Annotated in this window: 17 protein-coding genes, 1 pseudogene and 1 riboswitch; of the genes and pseudogenes, 9 read left to right on the forward strand and 9 right to left on the reverse strand. The window is 44.2% G+C overall.

Annotated elements, in window-relative coordinates:
- Positions 1-206: 206 nt before the first annotated feature.
- Entirely contained in the window at positions 207-1,628 is a 1,422-nt protein-coding gene (locus CWO08_RS05805) for an FAD-dependent oxidoreductase (protein WP_108020077.1), read from the reverse strand.
- A 152-nt stretch (positions 1,629-1,780) separates the two neighbouring features.
- On the reverse strand, positions 1,781-2,791 hold the full coding sequence (locus CWO08_RS05810) for a putative 2-aminoethylphosphonate ABC transporter substrate-binding protein (protein ID WP_017094998.1): 1,011 nt from the start codon (positions 2,789-2,791) through the stop codon (positions 1,781-1,783).
- A 365-nt stretch (positions 2,792-3,156) separates the two neighbouring features.
- Here CWO08_RS05810 and phnW point away from each other — a divergent pair, with 365 nt between their 5' ends.
- The 4 genes from phnW to CWO08_RS05830 all read left to right on the forward strand — a co-directional run bounded on the left by phnW (position 3,157) and on the right by CWO08_RS05830 (position 8,002).
- On the forward strand, positions 3,157-4,260 hold the full coding sequence (phnW, locus tag CWO08_RS05815; protein WP_108020078.1) for a 2-aminoethylphosphonate--pyruvate transaminase: 1,104 nt from the start codon (positions 3,157-3,159) through the stop codon (positions 4,258-4,260).
- Positions 4,260-5,681 carry an aspartate aminotransferase family protein gene (locus tag CWO08_RS05820; RefSeq protein WP_108020079.1) on the forward strand — a complete coding sequence of 474 codons (1,422 nt, stop codon included), beginning with the start codon at positions 4,260-4,262 and terminating at the stop codon, positions 5,679-5,681. Before phnW ends, CWO08_RS05820 begins: the two co-directional genes overlap by 1 nt.
- Before the next feature lie 97 nt (positions 5,682-5,778).
- Positions 5,779-6,597 carry a phosphonoacetaldehyde hydrolase gene (gene phnX / locus CWO08_RS05825; RefSeq protein ID WP_108020080.1) on the forward strand — a complete coding sequence of 273 codons (819 nt, stop codon included), beginning with the start codon at positions 5,779-5,781 and terminating at the stop codon, positions 6,595-6,597.
- 340 nt (positions 6,598-6,937) lie between these two features.
- The gene (locus tag CWO08_RS05830) at positions 6,938-8,002 is read left to right on the forward strand and encodes an OmpA family protein (protein WP_108020081.1); all 1,065 of its coding nucleotides are present in this window, start codon (positions 6,938-6,940) and stop codon (positions 8,000-8,002) included.
- Positions 8,003-8,132: 130 nt separating this feature from the next.
- On the opposite strand, the gene CWO08_RS05835 is transcribed toward CWO08_RS05830, so the two are convergent.
- A complete protein-coding gene (locus CWO08_RS05835; protein ID WP_017068628.1) occupies positions 8,133-8,531 on the reverse strand; it encodes an OsmC family protein in 399 nt (132 codons plus the stop codon).
- 202 nt (positions 8,532-8,733) lie between these two features.
- On the opposite strand from CWO08_RS05835, the gene msrB reads away from it, so the two are divergent.
- Entirely contained in the window at positions 8,734-9,876 is a 1,143-nt protein-coding gene (gene msrB / locus CWO08_RS05840) for a peptide-methionine (R)-S-oxide reductase MsrB (protein ID WP_108020082.1), read from the forward strand.
- A gap of 94 nt (positions 9,877-9,970) precedes the next feature.
- Here the strand turns inward: msrB and CWO08_RS05845 are convergent, their stop codons facing one another.
- Complete coding sequence (locus CWO08_RS05845) at positions 9,971-11,338, reverse strand: TrkH family potassium uptake protein (RefSeq protein ID WP_108020083.1); 1,368 nt, start codon at positions 11,336-11,338, stop codon at positions 9,971-9,973.
- 26 nt (positions 11,339-11,364) lie between these two features.
- Positions 11,365-12,021: a TrkA family potassium uptake protein gene (locus CWO08_RS05850; RefSeq protein WP_108020084.1), complete on the reverse strand. Its 657-nt coding sequence runs from the start codon at positions 12,019-12,021 to the stop codon at positions 11,365-11,367.
- 186 nt (positions 12,022-12,207) lie between these two features.
- Here CWO08_RS05850 and CWO08_RS05855 point away from each other — a divergent pair, with 186 nt between their 5' ends.
- The 3 genes from CWO08_RS05855 (at position 12,208) to CWO08_RS05865 (ending at position 16,337) form a co-directional block, all read left to right on the forward strand.
- Positions 12,208-13,323 carry a mechanosensitive ion channel family protein gene (locus tag CWO08_RS05855; RefSeq protein WP_108020085.1) on the forward strand — a complete coding sequence of 372 codons (1,116 nt, stop codon included), beginning with the start codon at positions 12,208-12,210 and terminating at the stop codon, positions 13,321-13,323.
- Between the two features lie 80 nt (positions 13,324-13,403).
- Positions 13,404-14,897, forward strand: coding sequence for a mannose-1-phosphate guanylyltransferase/mannose-6-phosphate isomerase (locus CWO08_RS05860; RefSeq protein WP_108020086.1), 1,494 nt, complete (start codon positions 13,404-13,406; stop codon positions 14,895-14,897).
- Between the two features lie 15 nt (positions 14,898-14,912).
- Positions 14,913-16,337, forward strand: a complete 1,425-nt coding sequence (locus tag CWO08_RS05865; protein ID WP_108020087.1) for a phosphomannomutase CpsG — start codon at positions 14,913-14,915, stop codon at positions 16,335-16,337.
- Between the two features lie 110 nt (positions 16,338-16,447).
- Here CWO08_RS05865 and aroG read toward each other — a convergent pair whose 3' ends face one another.
- From aroG to CWO08_RS05885, 4 genes and pseudogenes are all read right to left on the reverse strand, one after another.
- Entirely contained in the window at positions 16,448-17,500 is a 1,053-nt protein-coding gene (gene aroG / locus CWO08_RS05870) for a 3-deoxy-7-phosphoheptulonate synthase AroG (RefSeq protein WP_108020088.1), read from the reverse strand.
- Between the two features lie 314 nt (positions 17,501-17,814).
- Positions 17,815-18,030, reverse strand: a complete 216-nt coding sequence (locus CWO08_RS05875) for a DUF3820 family protein (protein ID WP_004730103.1) — start codon at positions 18,028-18,030, stop codon at positions 17,815-17,817.
- Positions 18,031-18,042: 12 nt separating this feature from the next.
- Positions 18,043-18,721: pseudogene (locus tag CWO08_RS05880) on the reverse strand (DUF3313 domain-containing protein).
- Between the two features lie 99 nt (positions 18,722-18,820).
- A complete protein-coding gene (locus CWO08_RS05885) occupies positions 18,821-19,174 on the reverse strand; it encodes a hypothetical protein (protein ID WP_048659090.1) in 354 nt (117 codons plus the stop codon).
- A gap of 321 nt (positions 19,175-19,495) precedes the next feature.
- Positions 19,496-19,585, forward strand: a riboswitch (cyclic di-GMP riboswitch).
- Between the two features lie 72 nt (positions 19,586-19,657).
- On the opposite strand from CWO08_RS05885, the gene gbpA reads away from it, so the two are divergent.
- A complete protein-coding gene (gbpA, locus tag CWO08_RS05890) occupies positions 19,658-21,124 on the forward strand; it encodes an N-acetylglucosamine-binding protein GbpA (RefSeq protein ID WP_108020089.1) in 1,467 nt (488 codons plus the stop codon).
- The last annotated feature ends 44 nt before the right edge of the window (positions 21,125-21,168 follow it).

Here is a 21,168-nt window from a genome sequence, read left to right on the forward strand (position 1 = left end):
TATATACCAAATTTAAACTGAGAACATTGCAGTTAAGTGACAAATTTATAGAAGCTAAATGACAGTTATATTGCAGATATAATAAGCATTAAAGATCATTATTTGTTCAGCATTGAAACTTAATTCAACGTTGAAAGCCCTCAATGACTTGCCCAAAGATCACTGAGAGCCCAAATGTAAACTTCTAATTTAAACGCTAGATTAATCTATGATTTAACCTTGTCGGCTTTGCCCGCCGCACCAGCCAGCTTTGCCAATTGCTTATCCAGCCACAATGGCGTTTTACCAGAATCTTCCGCGTTCTCTTTTCTTCGTACCGCGTCACGCACCATCATCGCACCTACCCAACGAAATGGCTCTGGCGGGAAATGCCCAAGCGGTCCGTTGGTTAATCCGCAACAGGTCCAAGCGTTATCAGCTCCAAGTACCATAGATGAGAGAATCTTTCCGCCCATACGAGTTTGAGCAACACCATTACCTGAGTAACCGAGCCCATAATAGATGTTGTTTTGGCGTTTTAGATTACCGAAAAATGGCAATCCGGTGACCGAACGGTCTGAGCCGCCAGACCAATTGTAATCGAATTCACTTTGTTGCAATTTAGGGAACAGTTTTTGAAAGGATTGATTGAGAATCGGCAGGTAGTTGGTCGTTTGGTTGAACATGCTTTCAACTTGATTGGCAAACGAGAACTTATTACCACCTTTGCCCAACATGAGTCGTCCGTCCTGGGTATCTCGGTAGTAGTGGACAAAGATACGCGAATCCACCACCGCCGCCCCTTTCTCTGGGCCAAATTGCTTGAGCTTTTCAGGAATAGGCTTGGTCACTACCATATCTGAAGAAACAACCACTATACTGCGTTTGAACTCTTTAAAGTGATCGAGCATCCATGCATTGAGTGCCAAAATCACTTTGTCGGCAAAAACAGAGCCACCTTTGGTTTGGATTCGAGCCGGGGCTCCATAATCAAGTGATGTCATCTCTGTGTTTTCGTGAATTTCGACACCCAGTTCGAGAGCGACTCGGCGTAAGCCTCTCGCCAATAACGCTGGCTGCACACTGCCCGCGGCTTCTGAGTAATAACCTTCAATATGACGCTCCGATCCCGCTTTCTCAGCCAAAGAGTTATCACACTTCTTCCAACTATTTATGCCTTGCTTGACCAACTCATTCACAACAGGTTCCATTCCCCCCTTTTGCGCTTCATTGGTCGCCGTGTAGTAAGTACCGCTTCGATAAAGATGCGCGTCAATCTTGTGTTCGTTACAGAAGGCTTCGATCTCGTATATAACCTTTTCCGATTCCTTAACCAGCCATTTGGCTTGCTCTTTTCCATAGAGCTTTTTCAAGGTTGGATATTTGGTTGACCAAGTCAGCATACACCCGCCGTTCGCACCAGAAGCACCGCTGCCACACAAGCCTTTTTCAATCACCACAACATGCTTTTGAGGCTGTTGCTGTTTAATTAAAATTGCCGTCCACAGCCCTGTGTAACCGCCGCCGACAATGGCGATATCACAGTTAACGTCTTTTTGAAGCGGTGTAGCGGATTTTAGCCCCGCATTGATGCTACCAAATTCCTGTTCCAATGCTTGCTTGAACCAATATGAGTAGTGCTTTGTCATTTGTTGTACCTTACTTAAAACCTAAAGGCGTAAAACTAAAAAAGGAAGACCGAAGCCTTCCTTTGCTGATTTCTTACTTCTAGTGGGCTGCGTATTTAATGGACCAAATGCCTAATGAACCAAGTAGCCAATAAACTAACTAGCTCAGCAGGTTAAGATTTTGGCTCTGATTTAGCGTCAAACTTCTCAGACCATGTTTTCAGAACGTCGGCACGTTCGCTGCCCATACGAGCGAAGTCCATTTTTGCCATGTTCTTCTCTACGTTCGGGAAGTTTTCTGCTTTACCTGTGACATCTTGGTGGCCAACAACTGGATACATTTCGATGTAAAGTTCATTCGCTGCTTTAGAGATAGACCAATCGATAACACGTTGTGCTGCATCTGAAGGCTTAACAAGACCTACCGCTTCAGATTCCCAACCGATACCTTCCGGTGTAATCACAGAAAGTGGCGCGCCTTGAGTCTTCAGCTTCGCGCCGCGGCTCGCCATAGAAATACCGATAGCCACTTCACCCATGCCCGCTTGAACACATGGCTTAGAACCAGAGTGCGTGTAATGAGCAATGTTTTGATCTAGCTTCTGCATGTAGTTCCAACCTTGGTCTTCACCCATGTTTTGTAACCAAGCCGAAACCTGCATGTAGCCCGTACCAGAAGACGCTGGGTTTGGCATTGCAATGTGGCCTTTGTAGATAGGCTTGGTTAGGTCATCCCAAGATTTAGGTGCAGGTAGGTTCAATTGCTTAGCAACTACTTCGTTGAAACAAACCGCATTGAAGAATGCGTCATTGCCATACCAAGCTTGAGTAGATTGCGGATCGTTGAGGTTTGAACGCAGCGCTTCTACACCTTGAGGAGTGTAAGGCTTAAGAATGCCCTCCTCTTTAAGTAGAGCCATTGAAGAACCCGCAAGGCCCCATACCACTTCTGCACGAGGATTGTTTTTCTCAGCTAATAATTTTGCCGTCATGATTCCAGTTGAATCACGTACCCATTTGATGTTGATGTCTGGGTTTTCACTTTCAAATGCGTTTTTGTATTTCGCTAAAATGTCAGTTTCAAAAGCGGTGTAAACCGTCACTTCCTGTGCTGCATAAGCATTACCAGCTAATAGAGTAACTAATGCTGCAAGTGATCCTTTCATAAAACGGTTTTTCATCATTTTCTCCAGTCAGGCCAACTCTAAAGTGAGAAGTTGCCAAAATTAAAAATTGCCAAAGTTAAAGTTGTTAAAGCTAGAAGCTCCATCTAGAGGCTTCTATATCCATAAATTCATTTAGGTTGTTAGAACACACCTTTATATTGGTATGTACCAGATTTCGAGTATTAAGCTAACTGGCTTTTATGACGATTAAATGAACAAAAAATGGCAATTTCAAGATCGGAAAATTTCTCAACACAAGTGACCAATCTTAATATGAAGCTTTTGTGAAAATAACGTTTGGACTATTTACGACCGTTTAAATTGGTTGTTAAAGTAACCGCAAGCACTGGTATAGTCCAAAATTAAAATCACGAGAATTGAACATGAGAAACGAATATTTACTACTGACACCGGGTCCTCTATCTACTTCTGAAACCGTTCGCCAAGCGATGCTAAAAGATTGGTGTACTTGGGACGATGAATACAACAAAGACATTGTTGAAGTGATTCGTAGCAAGCTTGTGACTTTGGCAACTAAGCAGGCGGGATATACCAGCGTATTAATGCAAGGCAGCGGCACTGCTTCAGTTGAAGCAACAATCGGTAGCGTTATCTCTAACAGCGGTAAGCTTCTTGTGGTCGATAACGGAGCATATGGTGCTCGTATTGCTCAAATCGCAGAATATTTAAACATTCCATGCCATGTCGTTTCCCCAGGTGAAACATCACAGCCTGACTTGAACGAAATGGAAACGGCATTGGCCATGGATTCAGACATTACTCACGTGGCGATTGTCCACTGTGAAACCACCACTGGCATGCTGAATCCAATTGAAGAGATTGCCAAATTGGCAAAACAGCGCAACAAAACCGTTATTCTTGATGCTATGTCGAGTTTTGGCGGTATTCCTATGGATATTGCTGACTTAGGTATCGATTACATGATCAGCTCGGCAAACAAATGCATTCAAGGTGTACCGGGGTTCGGCTTTGTTATTGCGAAGCAATCGGAACTGGAAAAATGCAAAGGCCAAGCTCGTTCATTAAGCCTTGACCTGTTTGACCAATGGCACTGCATGGAAAGCAACCATGGTAAATGGCGCTTCACTTCCCCGACTCACACAGTGCGTGCTTTCTACCAAGCCCTGCTTGAACTGGAACAGGAAGGTGGCATTGAAGCTCGCCATAATCGTTACCAAACCAATCAAACCACATTGGTTACAGGTATGCGCTCTCTTGGTTTTGAACCTCTGTTAAATGATGACCTTCATTCACCGATCATCACCTCTTTCTATTCTCCAACTCATAGCGATTACCAATTCAAGGAGTTCTATGACCGTTTGAAAGAACAAGGGTTTGTGATTTACCCGGGCAAGGTTTCAAACGCAGACTGTTTCCGCATCGGTAACATCGGTGAAGTTTACCCGTCAGACATTGAAGCCCTCATTGGCGCAGTGAAAAACGCTATGTACTGGGACATCAAATAATGACGACGACCAATCAAGAGCCAGTTCTAAAGGCGACGCACTTTCGAAGCGAAGGCGATGTGAACACCACACCAGCGCGTGAAAAATGGAACGAGTCGCTAAACGATGATGCGACTCAAGCGATGTTAAAGCGTGATGCTGACGTGTTTCTTCATCAAGCCATGTCTACACCATGTCTAGACACACTTGAAGCCGCTGAAGGCATCTACATTCAAGATGCGACGGGCAAAAAGTACATGGACTTTCACGGGAATAATGTTCACCAGCTAGGTTATGGTCACCCACACATCATCAATAAGGTGACTCAACAAATGGCGTCATTGCCGTTTTCACCGCGTCGCTTTACTAATAAAACCGCCGTTCAGTGTGCTGAGAAACTCACACAGATCTGCGGTGGCGATTTAAACCGTGTTTTGTTTGCGCCAGGTGGTACATCGGTTATCGGTATGGCACTGAAACTGGCTCGACATGTCACCAACAACTTCAAAGTAGTGTCGCTATGGGATTCATTCCACGGCGCGTCACTGGATGCAATTTCAGTAGGTGGCGAAGCTTGTTTCCGCGAAGGCATGGGGCCATTAATGGCTGGCGTAGAGCGCATTCCACCAGCGGTTTCCTATCGTGGTGCCTTTCCGCTTCGCGGGCAAAGCGCAGGCGGTGAAAGTGAGGCTGCATGTGATGTGCACTACGCCGATTACCTTGAGTATGTGATAGAAAAAGAAGGTGGCATTGGTGCCTTCATTGCCGAAGCAGTGCGTAACACAGACGTTCAAGTACCAAGCAAAGCTTACTGGAAGCGCATCCGCGAGATCTGCGATAAGCATAACGTCATGTTAATCATCGACGACATTCCAAACGGTATGGGTCGCAGTGGCGAATGGTTCACTCACCAAGCTTTTGATATCGAACCTGACATTCTTTGTATCGGTAAAGGTTTTGGCGGCGGCTTAGTACCAATCGCAACCATGATCACCAAAGACAAATACAACACGGCAGCGCAAGTATCTCTTGGTCATTACACCCATGAGAAAAGCCCTATTGGTTGCGCGGCAGCACTGGCCACAATGGAAGTGATTGAGCAAGAAAACCTACTTGAAAAAGTCCAAGCAGACAACGTATTTGTGCGTGAACAACTGCTTCAAATGAAAGAGAAATACCCAGTCATTGGTGACGTTCGCGGCATCGGCCTGCTCTGGGGGGTGGAATTGGTCACAGATCATATCACCAAAACCCGAGCTTTCGATGAAGCGGAAGCAGTACTTTACCAATGTCTGAACGATGGCCTGAGCTTTAAGGTGTCACAAGGTAACGTGATTCAGTTGAGCCCACCATTGATCATCAGCCGCAGCGAACTAGAAGTCGCTCTGTCTGTATTCGAAAAAGCGATAGCAAAAGTCTGTAAAGACTTTGAATACCTTTAATTCATTCTCTAAATCAACATTTAAACCAATAACCTAAAACAATCATTCGTCCTGCCAGGAGTTTGAACTGGGAGTGACACAAAAATAGGACACTATTATGAACACGACATCACCTATCCAAGCGGTTATTTTTGACTGGGCTGGCACTATCGTTGATTTTGGATCGTTTGCTCCGACTAGCATCTTCGTTGAAGCATTCAAGCAAGGTTTCGACTTTGACATCGACTTAGCAGAAGCTCGTGAACCTATGGGTATCGGTAAATGGGATCACATTCAAGCGGTGGGTCGAATCCCTGCTGTTGATGCTCGTTGGAATGCTCAGTTCGGGCGCTCGATGACCAGTGAAGACGTTGATGCAATCTATGCGGCGTTTATGCCTCTTCAAAAAGCGAAAGTAGCTGACCACGCAGCGCCAATTTTAAACGCGATTGAAGTGGTGAATAACCTAAAAGAGAAGAACGTAAAAATCGGTTCATGTTCTGGTTACCCGCGCGAAGTAATGGATGTACTCATCCCTGCAGCAGCGGATTACGGCTATCGACCAGACAACGTAGTCGCAACGGATGACTTACCTCAAGGGGGGCGCCCTGCTCCATTCATGGCGCTTAAAAACGTCATTGATCTAGGTGTAACGAACGTTGCAGCGTGTGTGAAAGTGGATGACGCAGCACCCGGTATTGATGAAGGCCACAACGCAGGAATGTGGACGGTAGGCCTTGTTCTATCTGGTAATGAGGCTGGATTAACGTATCAAGAATACTTAGATGCAGACGAAGCAACACTGGCAGCAGCACGTGAAAAAGCAAGTGTTAAGCTAAATAAGTCCAATCCACACTACCTAATCGATACCATTGCAGACCTACCAGGTGTCATTGCAGACATTGAAAAACGTTTGTTAGCCGGAGAGCGCCCATAACTCCTGTAAATTCCGCAAATCAGGGCCTATAGCCCAATAATCCGCACACATAAAAAGAAACCTCGTATCACCTAAAAATGATACGAGGTTTCTTTGTTTCCAATATTTGAGACAACAATTAATTGACAAAAACCTCTGTAAATAGCACCTTAAATATATAAATTTTAACAACTTCATTGACCCCAATAAGCAACTACACTAACAATGTAACAACAGTTCCAAGATAGGTTCGACCTGAATCTACGCCTTGAACGACTTACTGTTGCAGTGTCCCAATCAGTAAGTCGTCGCTTTAAAGGCTCATTCAGATAACAATAAGAGTTAATCCAAGGATAAGATCATGAAAAGACTGTCAAAAATCATGTGTGCAGTAATAGCTGCTTCAGGTTTCGCTGCTGCTCCTTCAGTTGCCGCAACGACATACGTAGGCGCAAAAGTTGGCATGGGGTGGCTAGATAGCGCTTGTGTCGACAACGTTGATTGTGAAGATGATTCAGTTGCTGGCGGTATTTACGGTGGTTACAACTTTACCGATAACATTGTTCTAGAATTGAATGCAGATTATTTAGGTGATTATGACACCAGCTTTAACAACAACGGAGCGACTCAAAGATACAGCGATTCTATCGTAGCCATTTCTTTGAGCCCAATGTATCGACTAGCGATTAAACAACAATTTGATATCTTCTTCAAAGCAGGTCCTGCTTACATCATGCACGATGACGAAGACGATGTTGTTTTGGCCTTAGGTATCGGTGCCGAGAAACAGCTTTCAGACGATTGGGCGCTTAGAGTTGAATATCAATACTTCGATGATTTTGACGATAAGATTATCCAAGACCTTAACTCTAACCTTGTTACCATTGGTCTAAGCTACAATTTCGGTACAGGTAACACGACAGCTTCAGCAGCAACAGTAGCTACTGCGGCAGCAGTAACACAGGCTCCAGCTGAACCAATTGCAGAACCTGAAGCCGTTGTGGTTGAAGAAGAGACTGTTGTAATTAAAGCGCAAACTGAAAGCTTCTCTCAAGGCATGTTTGAGACAAACAGCACTGAACTGTCAACTGAGGGTGAAACTGCTCTAATGCCACTAGTAGAAGTGCTGCAAACTTACCCTCAATCGTCAGTCAATGTAGTTGGTCACACCGATTCAACAGGTGCAGCTGAGTACAACATGATGATCTCTAAGAAACGTGCTGCCGCTGTAGCTGCATACATCGAAGAGCAAGGTATTGAAGCAGACCGTATTACTGCTACAGGTGAAGGTGAAGAAAACCCAGTAGCAACAAACGATACTGCTGAGGGTCGTGCTCAAAACCGTCGTGTCGACGCAACGATCCCTGGTTTCGAATACCAAGAAGAAGTACAAGTTGAAGAAGTTATCGTAGAAACTGCTGAATAACAGCACTCTACCTTAGCCGAAATAATAAGGGCGGAGCACTCAAAGTGCTCCGCCCTTTTCTTTATCTGTCTTTCTAATAAGCCGTAAGCCGTAAAGTAACGGCCCAAAGTCAAGCTGTACAATCCGAAAACTAAACGATTTCCCAGCTGTGCGTCATTTCTACGCCAGCACCTAGCATTAGACATACTGAACAGTATTTTTCTAGCGAGTCAGCACATACTTTTGCAACTAACTCAGGATCAAGGTTGTCACCCGATACTTCAAAGTGAATGTTAATCACAGTAAAGATTTTTGGCGCGGTTTCACGACGTGTGGTTTCCAGCTTTGCATTACAGCCTGTGATGTTCTGGCCTGCAGATTTCAAACCATCAACCACATCAACAGAGCTACAACCACCAGCAGCCATTAACACCATTTCCATCGGGCTTGGCGCAGTAGCTCCACCACTTCCATCCATCACGACAGAGTGACCTGATTGAGATTGACCTAAGAATTTAAAGCCTTCGACCCATTTAACTTCTGCTTGCATACAGTTCCTTAGATGACCAATAACCGCCATCACTGTCTATTATTTATTGTTAGTATCGACACCCTACTACTGGCGGCATTTATGAGCAAGATTTTCTCGATGACATATTTTTTTTCATGAATGATGCAATTTTTTCCATCTAAAACCTGTCTCTATTCGTACATTCAAAATCGAATGAGAAGAACGTCAAGATGAGGTATCTATGAATAAATTATCTAAAATATTGGTATCACTCGTGGTTGCGCTACCACTGATTTCGCTGTTTGTAAGCCAGACTGGCACTGCCAATACAATGGATAAAACAGCTAATTCAGGTAAAAGTGAAATCGCGACACTGGCTGGTGGTTGTTTTTGGTGTACAGAATCCGACCTAGAAAAGCTGACAGGCGTCACTGACGTTATCTCTGGGTACTCTGGTGGTAAACTAGAAAACCCAACCTACAAACAAGTATCCTCAGGCAAGTCTGGTCACATCGAAGTGATCAACGTGACTTACAACCCTGATGTTGTTAGCTATGAACAGGTTCTAGACCAATTCTTCAGACACATCGACCCAACCGATGACAAAGGTTCATTTGTAGACCGAGGTCCTCAATATCGACCTGCAATTTTTTATCATAATCAAGAGCAAAAAGACGTCGCTCAGAACTTTATGATGGAAATCGACAAAGCTCAGATCTTTGGTGACCCACTAAAAACAGAACTGATTGAATTTGAAAAATTCTGGCCAGCGGAAGACTATCACCAAGACTATTACAAGAAGAGTAAAGTTCGTTATAACTACTACCGCTACGCATCAGGTCGTGACCAGTACTTAGATAAAACCTTCGGGGACGATAGAAAGGACAACCCACAAACACTCCGTCAGATCATCGATGGTAAGAATGCGACAGCCAATGCTAAAACCTACGTTAAGCCGTCTCACTCGGAGATCAAAGCCAAGCTAACGGCACTTCAGTACGATGTAACGCAAGATGACGCGACAGAACGCCCGTTTGATAACAAATACTGGGATAACAAACAGGAAGGTATCTACGTCGACATCGTTACTGGTGAGCCGTTGTTCTCTTCAAAAGACAAATACAAATCAGGTACAGGTTGGCCGAGCTTCACGCAACCAATCAGTGAGGCTTATGTCGTAACCACTACCGACTACAAGTTGCTTTACCCAAGAACCGAGGTCCGCAGTAAATTTGGTGATTCTCATCTAGGTCATGTATTTAAAGATGGCCCTAAACCTACAGGTTTACGTTACTGCATAAACTCAGCCGCAATGCGCTTTATCCCTGCGGATAAATTAGCGGAAGAAGGCTACGAAGAATACGTTGAGATGTTTGAGGGCTAAGCACTCAGCAACTAACGGTCAGCCTACGACAACAAAGCCAGCATATCGCTGGCTTTGTTTTTATTGACAGAGCTTTATTAGCCTGTTCATCTTATTAACCCGTTAACACCGTGTCTTCTGGGTATTTCAACAAGGAAGGCTCTGGGCGAGCTAGCATATAAGCCAAGGTCAGGGGACCGATACGTCCAATCACCATAACCACAATCATGATGTATTTACCGGGCTCAGTTAGGTTCGCAGTTAATCCTGCCGTCAACCCTACCGTTGCAAAGGCAGAAATCACCTCAAACATGACTCGATCAAACGCAGCTTTTTCAGTAAGCATTAACAAAAACATTGCGGTGGTTAATAGCGCCCCACTAACCACAATAATGGCCAATGACTTTGTTACCGCTTGCCAAGTTACAGTGCGCTTAAACATCACTACATGTTTTTTCTGACGCAAGAATGTCCAAGTCGCGACAAAGGCAACCGCAAAGGTTGATACCTTAATACCACCACCTGTTGAGGTAGAGCCAGCACCAATCAGCATCAACACGATCATCACCAATAAAGCAGGCTGAGTGTATTGAGATAAATCCACACTGTTAAAGCCTGCAGTACGAGCACTCGCCGATTGAAAAAACGCTGCTAACCACTGACCTTGTATCGATAGCCCTTCCATGGTCGCGGAGTTGTTTCTCTCCAACAGCCAGAACAATACCGTACCCACTAATAGTAGAGTCGGTGTTGCGGTCAGCATTATCTTGGTGTGTAAATGCAGATGACGAAAACCTTTACGCCAGTTACTCGATAAATCACCCACTACAGTGAAGCCTAAGCCACCAAAAATGAACAGAGCCGCGAGAGTAAATATCACTAATGGGTCGTCAACAAAGCTCATCATACTGTCTGAAAACAGAGCAAAGCCTGCATTATTGAATGCTGATATCGCATGAAAAAGTGCGTAAAAGCTGCCAGTTGACCATCCCATCTCTGGTACCCATCGGAAGCAAAGCAATACAAAGCCAATGAATTCAGCCACTAGCGCAAAGATGATGATCTTCTTGACCAGTTTTCGAAGATTGATCTTACGATCTTGACCCAATGCTTCCTTGGCTAATGCTTGTTGCTTCAGGCTTAAGCGAACACCAAACATGTAGAGCAGTACCGCAGATAGGGTCATCTGCCCTAACCCGCCCACTTGCATCAAGAACATCAGCAAGATTTTTCCAGCCAAAGTGAAGTGCTCACCCGTATCGACTACACCCAAACCTGTCACACTGATCGCGGAAGTCGCGGTAAACAACGCATCTGTAAAGCTAAGTCCTGTAACAGAAAAAACAGGCATCGTCAGAAGTATGGCCGAAGGGATAAGAACACCTAAGAAACTAGTCAGAATAATCTTAGGTTCAGAGCCTTTACGTGGCTTTTCATCTCTCTTAAGCGTGTAGAAAGTACCTTTTCGTTTTAACGAATTCATACTATTACCTTATGACCCATTGCCGGTTACCAATTACGTAATTTTCTAGACAAGGTCTCTTTCGGCCCTGCAATGATCACAACATCACCGATTTCTAAACTCACATCCAACTCAGGTGCTTTGGTTAGGTTTGGGCCACGCTTGAAGCCAAGAACTTCAACGCCAATCTCTTTGCACAGCTTGAGTTCGCGAAGTTGTTTACCCAACAACTTGGCACCGATAACAATTTCGGTCATCGCTAAACCACTGCCTAGGTCGATAAACTCAAGAACGCGTCTATCCAACATCTTGCGCGCAACACGAATACCCATATCGCGCTCTGGCATGATGATATGGTCAGCACCAATCTTAGAGAGGATCTTACCGTGGAACTTATCGTTCGCCTTCACCCAGACGGCTTTTGCGCCTGACTCTTTCACCACCAAAGTGGTTAGAATGCTCGAGTTAACATCAGAGCCAATCGACACCATCACCATGTCATAATCGTCTAGCCTTAACTCTTTTACCGTTTCTTCGCTCGTACAGTTAGCAACAATCGCTTGTGAAACAAAAGCCGCGGCTTCTTTCACTCGCTCTTCATCAATATCGACGGCTAGTACCTGCGCCCCTGAACTTTGCAGCTCTTTGCATACAGATAACCCAAAACGCCCTAAACCGATAACTGCATATTGTTTGTCGCTCATTTGAAATCCTGTTGAGAAATTTTAATTACACGGGATAGCCAAACCTACATTAGTTTCTATCTCAAAAAAAGTTAGTTTTTCAATAATAAGGTTATACTAGTGTCATAATAGCTTGATTTATAAAGGTAGAGAACAACTCCAGTTTCTGCTAATTTCCAATTCATAATTTCTGCGGCAGCACACACAATGAATGAATTCTTAACCCAAGTACAAACCTACATTAACCAGAGCCATAGTGATTGGGCGAACAGTGTCCTATTCATCACTATTGCGAGTTTTCTTGCTTGGGTAGCTTGGCGAATTGTCCACAATCGCTTAGAAATTCTGGTTCAGAAAACCCCTTTCCACTGGGATGATCTGCTACTAGAAGCACTGAAAACCCCAGTCAGTACGTTACTTTGGTGTTGGCCAGCCACTGTCTCTATCGGGCTGATCCTCCAAGACCAGTTTGGTAACGAAATCAACTGGTTAAAAACGTTAAAACACATTTTGATCATATGTACCTTCGTTTGGTTTACCTTACGAATGATCACTAACACTGAAGCATATGTCTTAGAGCAAAAAACCAGAGACGAAACCACAGTACAAGCTATCGCGAAAGTCGCTCGCCTGTTCTTTATGGTGATGGGGGGCCTAACCATCATGCAGGCGTTTGGGCTCAGCCTATCAGGCTTACTCACCTTTGGTGGTGTTGGTGGCTTGATCGTCGGTTTAGCGGCTAAGGACTTACTGTCGAATTTCTTCGGTGGCATGATGATTTACTTCGACCGCCCTTTTAAAGTCGGAGACTGGATACGCTCTCCCGATCGTCAAATCGAAGGCACTGTCGAACGAATAGGCTGGCGTATGACCATCATTCGCACCTTTGATAAGCGCCCTTTGTACGTGCCGAATTCTGTGTTCAGTAACATTGTGGTCGAGAACCCATCAAGAATGTTGAACCGCAGAATCAATGAGACTTTTGGTCTACGTTACCAAGATGCAAACAAACTGGCTCTGATTGTGGATGACGTAAAAGCCATGCTTGAAACGCACCCTGACATTGATTCCAAACAGACGCTGATCGTTAACTTTGATAAGTTTGGGCCATCAACGCTCAACTTCTTTATCTACACCTTCACAAAAACAGTCAACTGGGTGAGATACCATGAAGTTAAGCAAGATGTGCTACTGCAGGTGCTAGCAATTATTCACAAACATAATGCAGATATCGCGTTCCCAACACAAACACTTAAAATCGACCCGCAAGGTTTTAGCGAAGCTCAAGACATTGTCATTTCCAATCCAAAAGGTCATCGATAAGTAAATTTCTTATCGATCAATAATAACGGTGAAGCGTGGTAACATAGCGCCAGTATTTTAAGGCACCCAATTACCACGATATGATTTTACCTGTCATTCTAGCTGGCGGCTCTGGTAGCCGCCTCTGGCCACTATCTCGCGAGCTTTACCCTAAGCAGTTCCTCAACATCGCAGGTGAGCAATCTATGCTTCAGCAAACCCTTTTGCGTTTGCAAGGCCTTGAAGCGCACTTAAGTGATACCGAGTGTGCCGCTCCCTTCATCATCTGTAATGAAGAACACCGCTTTATCGCTGCAGAGCAAGCTCGAACGGCTAATATCCAACACAGTGGTATTCTGTTAGAGCCTGTAGGTCGAAACACAGCGCCCGCCACCGCACTTGCAGCCTTACAGGCCTTAAGTCACTCGAACAGCAACCAACAGAACAAGTCAGATCCAATATTATTGGTACTGGCAGCCGATCATCACATCGCCAAAACGACCGAATTTCAGCAAACGGTAGCGAGGGGTGTCGAATACGCGAAACAAGGCAAACTGGTCACATTTGGTATTACTCCGAACGCACCCGAAACGGGCTATGGTTATATCAAACAAGGAAAGCCACTCTCCCACCATGCTTTTGCCATTGAATGTTTCGTTGAAAAACCTGACCTAGCCACCGCAGAGCAATACATTAGTTCAGGACAGCACCTCTGGAACAGCGGCATGTTCATGTTTAGAGCATCACGCTACCTTGAAGAACTTGCTGAACATCGTCCAGAGATCTTAGCGGCCTGTAAACTCGCTCTCGCGACACAAAACACCGACCTCGACTTTATCCGTATTGACGCCGAAGCATTCAAAAGCAGTCCGAGTGACTCTATCGACTATGCCGTGATGGAAAAAACGTCACACGCTGCAGTAATCCCTATGGATGTTGGTTGGAATGATATTGGTTCATGGTCTGCCATCTGGGATGTCAGTGATAAGGACGAGCACAACAACGTGATTGAAGGCGATGTGTTAACTGTCGATTCTCAGCACAACTATATTCATGCCGAAAATAAATTGGTTGCGACTGTGGGTGTCGAAAACCTGATTATTGTCGAAACCAAAGACGCTATATTGGTTGCGAATAAAGACAAAGTTCAAGGCATAAAATCGATTGTTAGTCAGCTGAACCAAGCTGGTCGCACAGAACATGTTCATCACCGTGAGGTGTTTAGACCTTGGGGTAAATACGATGTAATCGACCTAGGTAAACGCGACAAAGTAAAACGTATTACCGTAAAACCCGGTCATAAATTATCGCTACAAATGCATCACCATAGAGCGGAGCACTGGGTTGTCGTAGCGGGGATCGCGAAGGTGACCAATGATGAAAAAACTTACCTAGTCGAAGAAGACCAATCCACATACATTCCATTAGGGCATGTACACAGCCTAGAAAACCCAGGTGATTCCCTATTGGAAATGATTGAAGTACAAACCGGCAGCCATTTGAGCGAAGACGACATCATTCGATACCAAGACAGTTATGGGCGAGACGTAAAATGCGAACAATCTGACTCACCTCAAACCAACAAATCGAACTAAAGCAGCGACAAATCGATGAAATCAACATTAGACCTGAGCTGCTTTAAGAACAACGATATCCGCGGCATCATTGGTAAACAAATCAATGAACATCTCGCCTTTCTACTTGGAAAGGCATTTGGCGAATATGTCTTTTCCACTTCAGGTGAAACGTCATTCGACTGCTTGGCTCAAGTAGTGATTGGTCGTGATAACCGTGAAACGTCTCTGCCATTGCAAGGAGCTCTGACCAAGGGTCTAATCGAATCTGGAATAGCCGTCATAGACCTAGGTATGACAGGCACTGAAGAGGTCTATTTTGCAACTCGTCACCTAAAAGCAATTGGCGGAATCCAAATTACGGCAAGCCACAATCCAATCAATTACAATGGAATGAAATTAGTTGGTTTGGACGCTAATCCGATCAGTAAAAACAGTGGATTAGATACAATCAAACAGCGTATTGAAGTTCTGGGTCAAGAGCTGAAAAACGGTATAACTATCAGTAGAGTGCTACCTTCTGATTCTTGCAGAAAGGCCAATATTCTTGCTCCGTACGTCGAGCACCTACTCTCGTATATAACCCCATCAAAGCTGTCACCGATGAAGATTGTGGTTAATGCTGGGAACGGTGTTGCAGGGCATGTCATTGACGCGTTAGAGGAGAGGTTTAACGAACTGAATGTTCCTATCTCTTTCATCAAGGTTCATCACACTCCTGATGGGAAATTCCCTAATGGTATTCCAAACCCCTTAATCAAAGAAAACCAGATTGCGACACGAGATGCTGTGCTAGCTCATTCCGCTGACCTTGGTATCGCATGGGATGGAGATTTTGATCGTTGTTTTTTCTTCGATGAAAAAGGCAATTACATTGAGGGTTACTACATCGTCGGCCTGCTAACCGAAGCCTTCTTGCTGAAAGACTCCAATGCGACTGTACTACACGACATGCGCATGACATGGAATACAATAGAGGTTGCAGAAAGACTAGGTGGAAACGCTGTTGGCGTAAAAGCTGGACATGCTTTGATCAAAGAGAAAATGCGAGAGCTCAACGCAGTGTACGGTGGTGAAATGAGCGCACACCATTATTTCCGTGATTTTGGATATTGTGATTCAGGCATGATTCCTTGGCTACTGGTTATCGAACTAATTTCGAAGACTCAACAATCTCTTCACCAATTGACGTGTACCAGTATGCTTAAATTCCCCTCTTCCGGAGAGATAAATCGCAGAGTTTCAGATCCCAACCGAGTTATAGCTTCTGTTTTAGAACACTATAAAAAGGGCGCCGTTGCGGTAGACTTCATCGATGGTATCAGTGTGAATATGGGAACATGGCGCTTCAATCTGAGAAAATCGAATACAGAACCATTGATACGCCTCAATGTTGAAACCCAAAAAGATAAAGCTTTGTTGTCACATAAAGTCGAAGAGCTACTGTCTTTTCTCATTTAAGAGTACAAAGTGCTTCCAATTTGCTCCTAAGAGCAACAAAAAAGCCCTTACTAGCGATTGCTAATAAGGGCTTTGAATTTTCAGTAGCTTAGTTGCTGGCTGTCATTAGTCTATTTGTTGCGACGAGCTTCAACAGCATCTGCCAGTTGGCGAAGAACTGTCTCAGTGTCTTCCCAACCAATACATGCATCAGTAACAGATTGACCGTAAGTTGCAGCTTTGCCGTCAACCAGATCTTGGCGACCTTCAACTAAGTGAGATTCGATCATCACACCAAAGATAGCTTTGTCGCCACCAGAAATTTGTGCGCTTACGTCATCAGATACGTTCATTTGACGCTTAAACTGCTTAGAGCTGTTTGCATGGCTGAAGTCAATCATCACTTTTTGTGGAAGACCTGAATCTGCTAGCTCTTCTTTAATCTTACCAACGTGTTCTGCGCTGTAGTTTGGCTCTTTACCACCGCGTAGGATGATATGACAATCAGGGTTACCTGCTGTCTCAACGATAGCTGAGTGGCCGTATTTAGTTACAGACAAGAAGTGGTGAGAAGCGCTAGCAGAACGGATTGCGTCCGTTGCGATCTTAATGTTGCCATCTGTGCCATTCTTAAAGCCAACAGGGCAAGATAGACCAGAAGCCAATTCACGGTGAACTTGAGATTCAGTAGTACGCGCGCCGATTGCACCCCAGCTGATTAGGTCAGCAACGTATTGAGGTGTGATCATATCTAAGAATTCACTTGCTGTCGGCATGCCCATGTCAGTTAGGTCAAGCAGTAGCTTGCGTCCTAGACGAAGGCCATCATTTAGTTTGAACGTATCGTTCATGTACGGGTCGTTGATTAGACCTTTCCAACCTACCGTTGTGCGTGGCTTTTCAAAGTAAACGCGCATTACGATTTCAAGCTTGTCACCGAGTTCGTCGCGTAGCACTTTCAAACGCTTGCCGTACTCAAGAGCAGCTTCAGTATCATGAATAGAACATGGACCTACAATAACGAGTAAGCGATCATCGGTTTCTTCTAAAATATTATGAATCGCTTTACGGCTTTCAAAGGTTGTAGAAGAAGCAACTTCTGTCGCTGGAAACTTTTCTAAAACAGCAACAGGTGGTAATAACTCTTTTACTTTGTTAATTCTTACATCATCAGTCTGGAACATTGCTTACTTCTTCCTATTTTCTATCCTTGAGCTGAATGTACGTTATCTCACGTAACTTTCCATCAGCACATATCTTCTTGTTCCCTGTAACTTAACTAGTAAAAACTCTAGTTTCAATCACTAATTTAAAAAAAACGCAATTTTTTTTGTGTTTTATATTTAAAACACCCCGTATAACATTATTTACACGCTATCAATTGCGCAATTTAAGGCCGAATCGGATTCTATGTTATTCGAATTGTCCTACGCCCCTAATCCACGACTGAAGCTGAAAACAAAAAAAGCTCACGAGATCAGCGTGAGCTTTTATTTAATTACATTCTTTTCAATGGCTTGACGACACTATCAAGTCCTTCAATTTTCAGAGCAAGGCACAGCTTTAATAGGTCACCCAGTTCACCAGACGGAAAGCCTTTTTTATCGAACCACAGTAAATATTCTTCAGGTAAGTCAATCAATGTACGACCAGCGTATTTGCCAAAAGGCATCTGCATTCTGGCAAGTTTGATCAGGTTCTCTTTCTCTAGCATTACAGGCTCTTTCTATGCGTCATCGGTTCTCTGTAGAGTATCACCTAAACGTTCAACCCAATAGTTGATCGCATCTTTGGCATCGTCTAGAGAATCGATCATGGTCGAAAAGTCTTTGTTCCCGGCTTCGCGATCGATTGCAGCGAACAATGGCGTCCCCTCTTGAGCATCACTCACTAATAGCTCAACACTGGCGCTCCCAACGTTGGTGTGTTCGCCTGTTGCCACCTTAGAAATGGTGGACATCGCAAGACCAAATGGCAGAACGCTACTCGTCACGGCTAAGATAGGGTTTGGGGTTTGGGGTTTCAACGTTGCTCAACGCGATACTCAGGCGCAACGTCTTACCCGTGGGTGCATCGACAATTGTTTTATGAGGCGATATTTTCTCTTCCAAGCGTGAAACCATGTGTTCAGTAAGCTCTTGAATCTCTTCTTGATCGAGTGAATCTTCTTCTACAAGCACAAAGATCTGGTCAATGACCACAGAATCATAGTCGTCTAACTTAGATTTCAAACGTTGTGCGTCACGCAGGCCGATTCTAGCCCAAACTAAGTCAACACCACCGTCAGGACCTGGCTGAAAATCTTCATAGCTGGTGAACTTGGTTGCTGTTTTAATTGGACCGCCTGCACAACCAAACAAAAAAATGCTGGTTGCAACAAGCAAGAGAAGTTTTAAAGGTTTCATAGCGCACTTACATTAAATAGAATAATCTATATAAGTATGCCATACCCTATGTGAAAAGATTGTAGAAAAAAGGGTTAAAACTCAGAGCTAGCTCTAAAATTAGTCATGCTGCACGGTGTGAGCATACTCTACAATCACCTGATTTCCTTCGATATAAGCGTTTTGAATCTCGCCATCAACACTCATTCTACTTTTCAAATACACCACTTTAGGTCCAGATTCATTGCCTTCTTTAAGTGAAGGGAACACATTTCTAGGTTCTAAATGAAGTAAACGGCAAAAGTGGCTAATGAAAGACATGGTCAATGGCGTCTCCCCTCGCAGTACATTTGAGAAATCAAGCTGGTTCATTCCTAGCTTTTTTGAAAACTCCATCTGCGTAATTCGCATTCGCGATTTTTGTGACATCCACGTTTGATACAACGCATCTCTGTCTTGTTCTGTGAATTCCATACCGACTCCTTTATATAATTCATACCAATCAATTGTCCGTCTTTTCATACATGACATGTCAGAGTTCGGTTAGTGGAAACCAAAGGTTTGGTTTTGATATGAGCACTATTGTTCTATAGAACGAAACACAAAGGCTCAAAACATTCACAAAACGATTAGAGCAAATGCTTTCTTTATTTATATCAATATCTTATACGTTAACTAACAAAACATATAGCAAGTTAATTTGTATTAAGAATTAAAAGTTCGAGATTAGCATTCCACATTTCAATCTATTGATTCGCATTTATAAAACTGGTTGGCTACATTCCGTTTGCTTAAACGCACTTCTGGCAAACTATTTGAAAGAATAGGACGCAAAGCCACCGGTCTGTCGACAGATATTCTGTCTATGATAGCGGGGCCGCCACTTAATAGGATTTAAGTGCACATGCATGCCGGAGTGTTCTCTTTTTTGTCGGCCAAACACAGTAAGGACAAATAATGAAACAACTCCCAAAAAAATCACTCATCGCGCTGTCGCTACTTAGCGTAAGCGGTGCAAGCTTCGGTCACGGTTATGTTTCGGCATACGATAATGGCGTTGCTGAGAGCCGTGTTGCCCTATGTAAGTTCCCTGCGAGTGACACACAACAGAAAAACACCGACTGTGGTGGTATCCAATACGAACCACAAAGTGTGGAAGGCCCTGAAGGTTTCCCTGAAGTCGGCCCTGTCGATGGAAAAATCGCCAGTGCAGAATCTTCTTTAGCGGCAGCGCTAGACGAGCAAACAGCCGATCGCTGGGTTAAACGCCCTATCAAGTCAGGTTCTCAATATTTTGAGTGGACGTTTACAGCCAACCACAAAACCCGCGATTGGAAATACTACATTACGCAACCTGACTGGAATCCAAACCAACCTTTGGCACGCAGCTCTTTTGATTTAACACCATTCTGTGTTGTTGAAGGCAATATGGAACAACCACCGATGCAAGTAAGCCACTTGTGTAATGTTCCAGAACGCGAAGGTTATCAAGTGATCCTTGCAGTATGGGACGTGGGTGACACTGCTGCAGCTTTCTACAATGTTATCGATGTGAAATTTGATGGCGACGGCCCTATTATTCCGGATTGGGATCAAGGCGGTCAGATCAACCCAACTCAAGATCTGAACGTTGGTGACGCTGTCTACACTCGTGTCTTCGACCAATCTGGTGAGAACGCTTCATACAGCACTGAGCTAGTGATTGAAAGCAACGAGCAAGGCAAAGCAAACAACTGGTCTTACGATCTTGCCTCTAAGATCAACCAAGAGCAGACGCAAATCAAAGCAGGTCAATTAAACGGCCAAGGCGATTTCGCTCCTGTATACGGTTCGAACCCTATTTACTTAAAGGCAGGTTCAGGCTTTAACAGCGTCGAGATCGGTTACAAGATTGATACTCCAGAACCAGACCATGAGCTAGAAGTGACTGGCTTAGAGTCTGAGTACATTATCGATGAAAACCAGCCAACACAGCTTGACCTTACTCTAGCGGCAACAGGCGATATTCAAGCTGAATTGACTGTGTACAATCATCATCGTGAAGCGCTTGCCTCTCAAAAATCTAAATTAGCAGACGGACAAGTGGAAGATGTTCAACTGACTTTGTCTAAATCAGAAGCTGGCCACCACATGCTTGTGGTTGTGACGAAAGATGACCAAGGTAACTTAGTGGATCAGAACACGCTTGATTTCCATCTGATGGATGAGCAAACACCTCCACCAGCAGGCGACTACGACTTCGTGTTCCCAGGAAGCATTGAGTCTTACACTGCCGGTACTAAAGTACTAAGTAGCGATGGTGGCGTTTATCAGTGTAAAGAGTTCCCATACTCTGGCTACTGTGTTCAATGGGCTCCAACAGCAACTCAGTACGAACCAGGTGTAGGTTCACACTGGCAAGATGCTTGGAACAAAGTGGACTAATTGATCACTAGAGACTCACTATTAATAGATGAGTGTTGGTAATC

It is taken from the genome of Vibrio sp. 10N.286.48.B8 (assembly GCF_003050085.1).
In the GTDB taxonomy this organism is placed as follows: Bacteria; Pseudomonadota; Gammaproteobacteria; order Enterobacterales; family Vibrionaceae; genus Vibrio; species Vibrio crassostreae.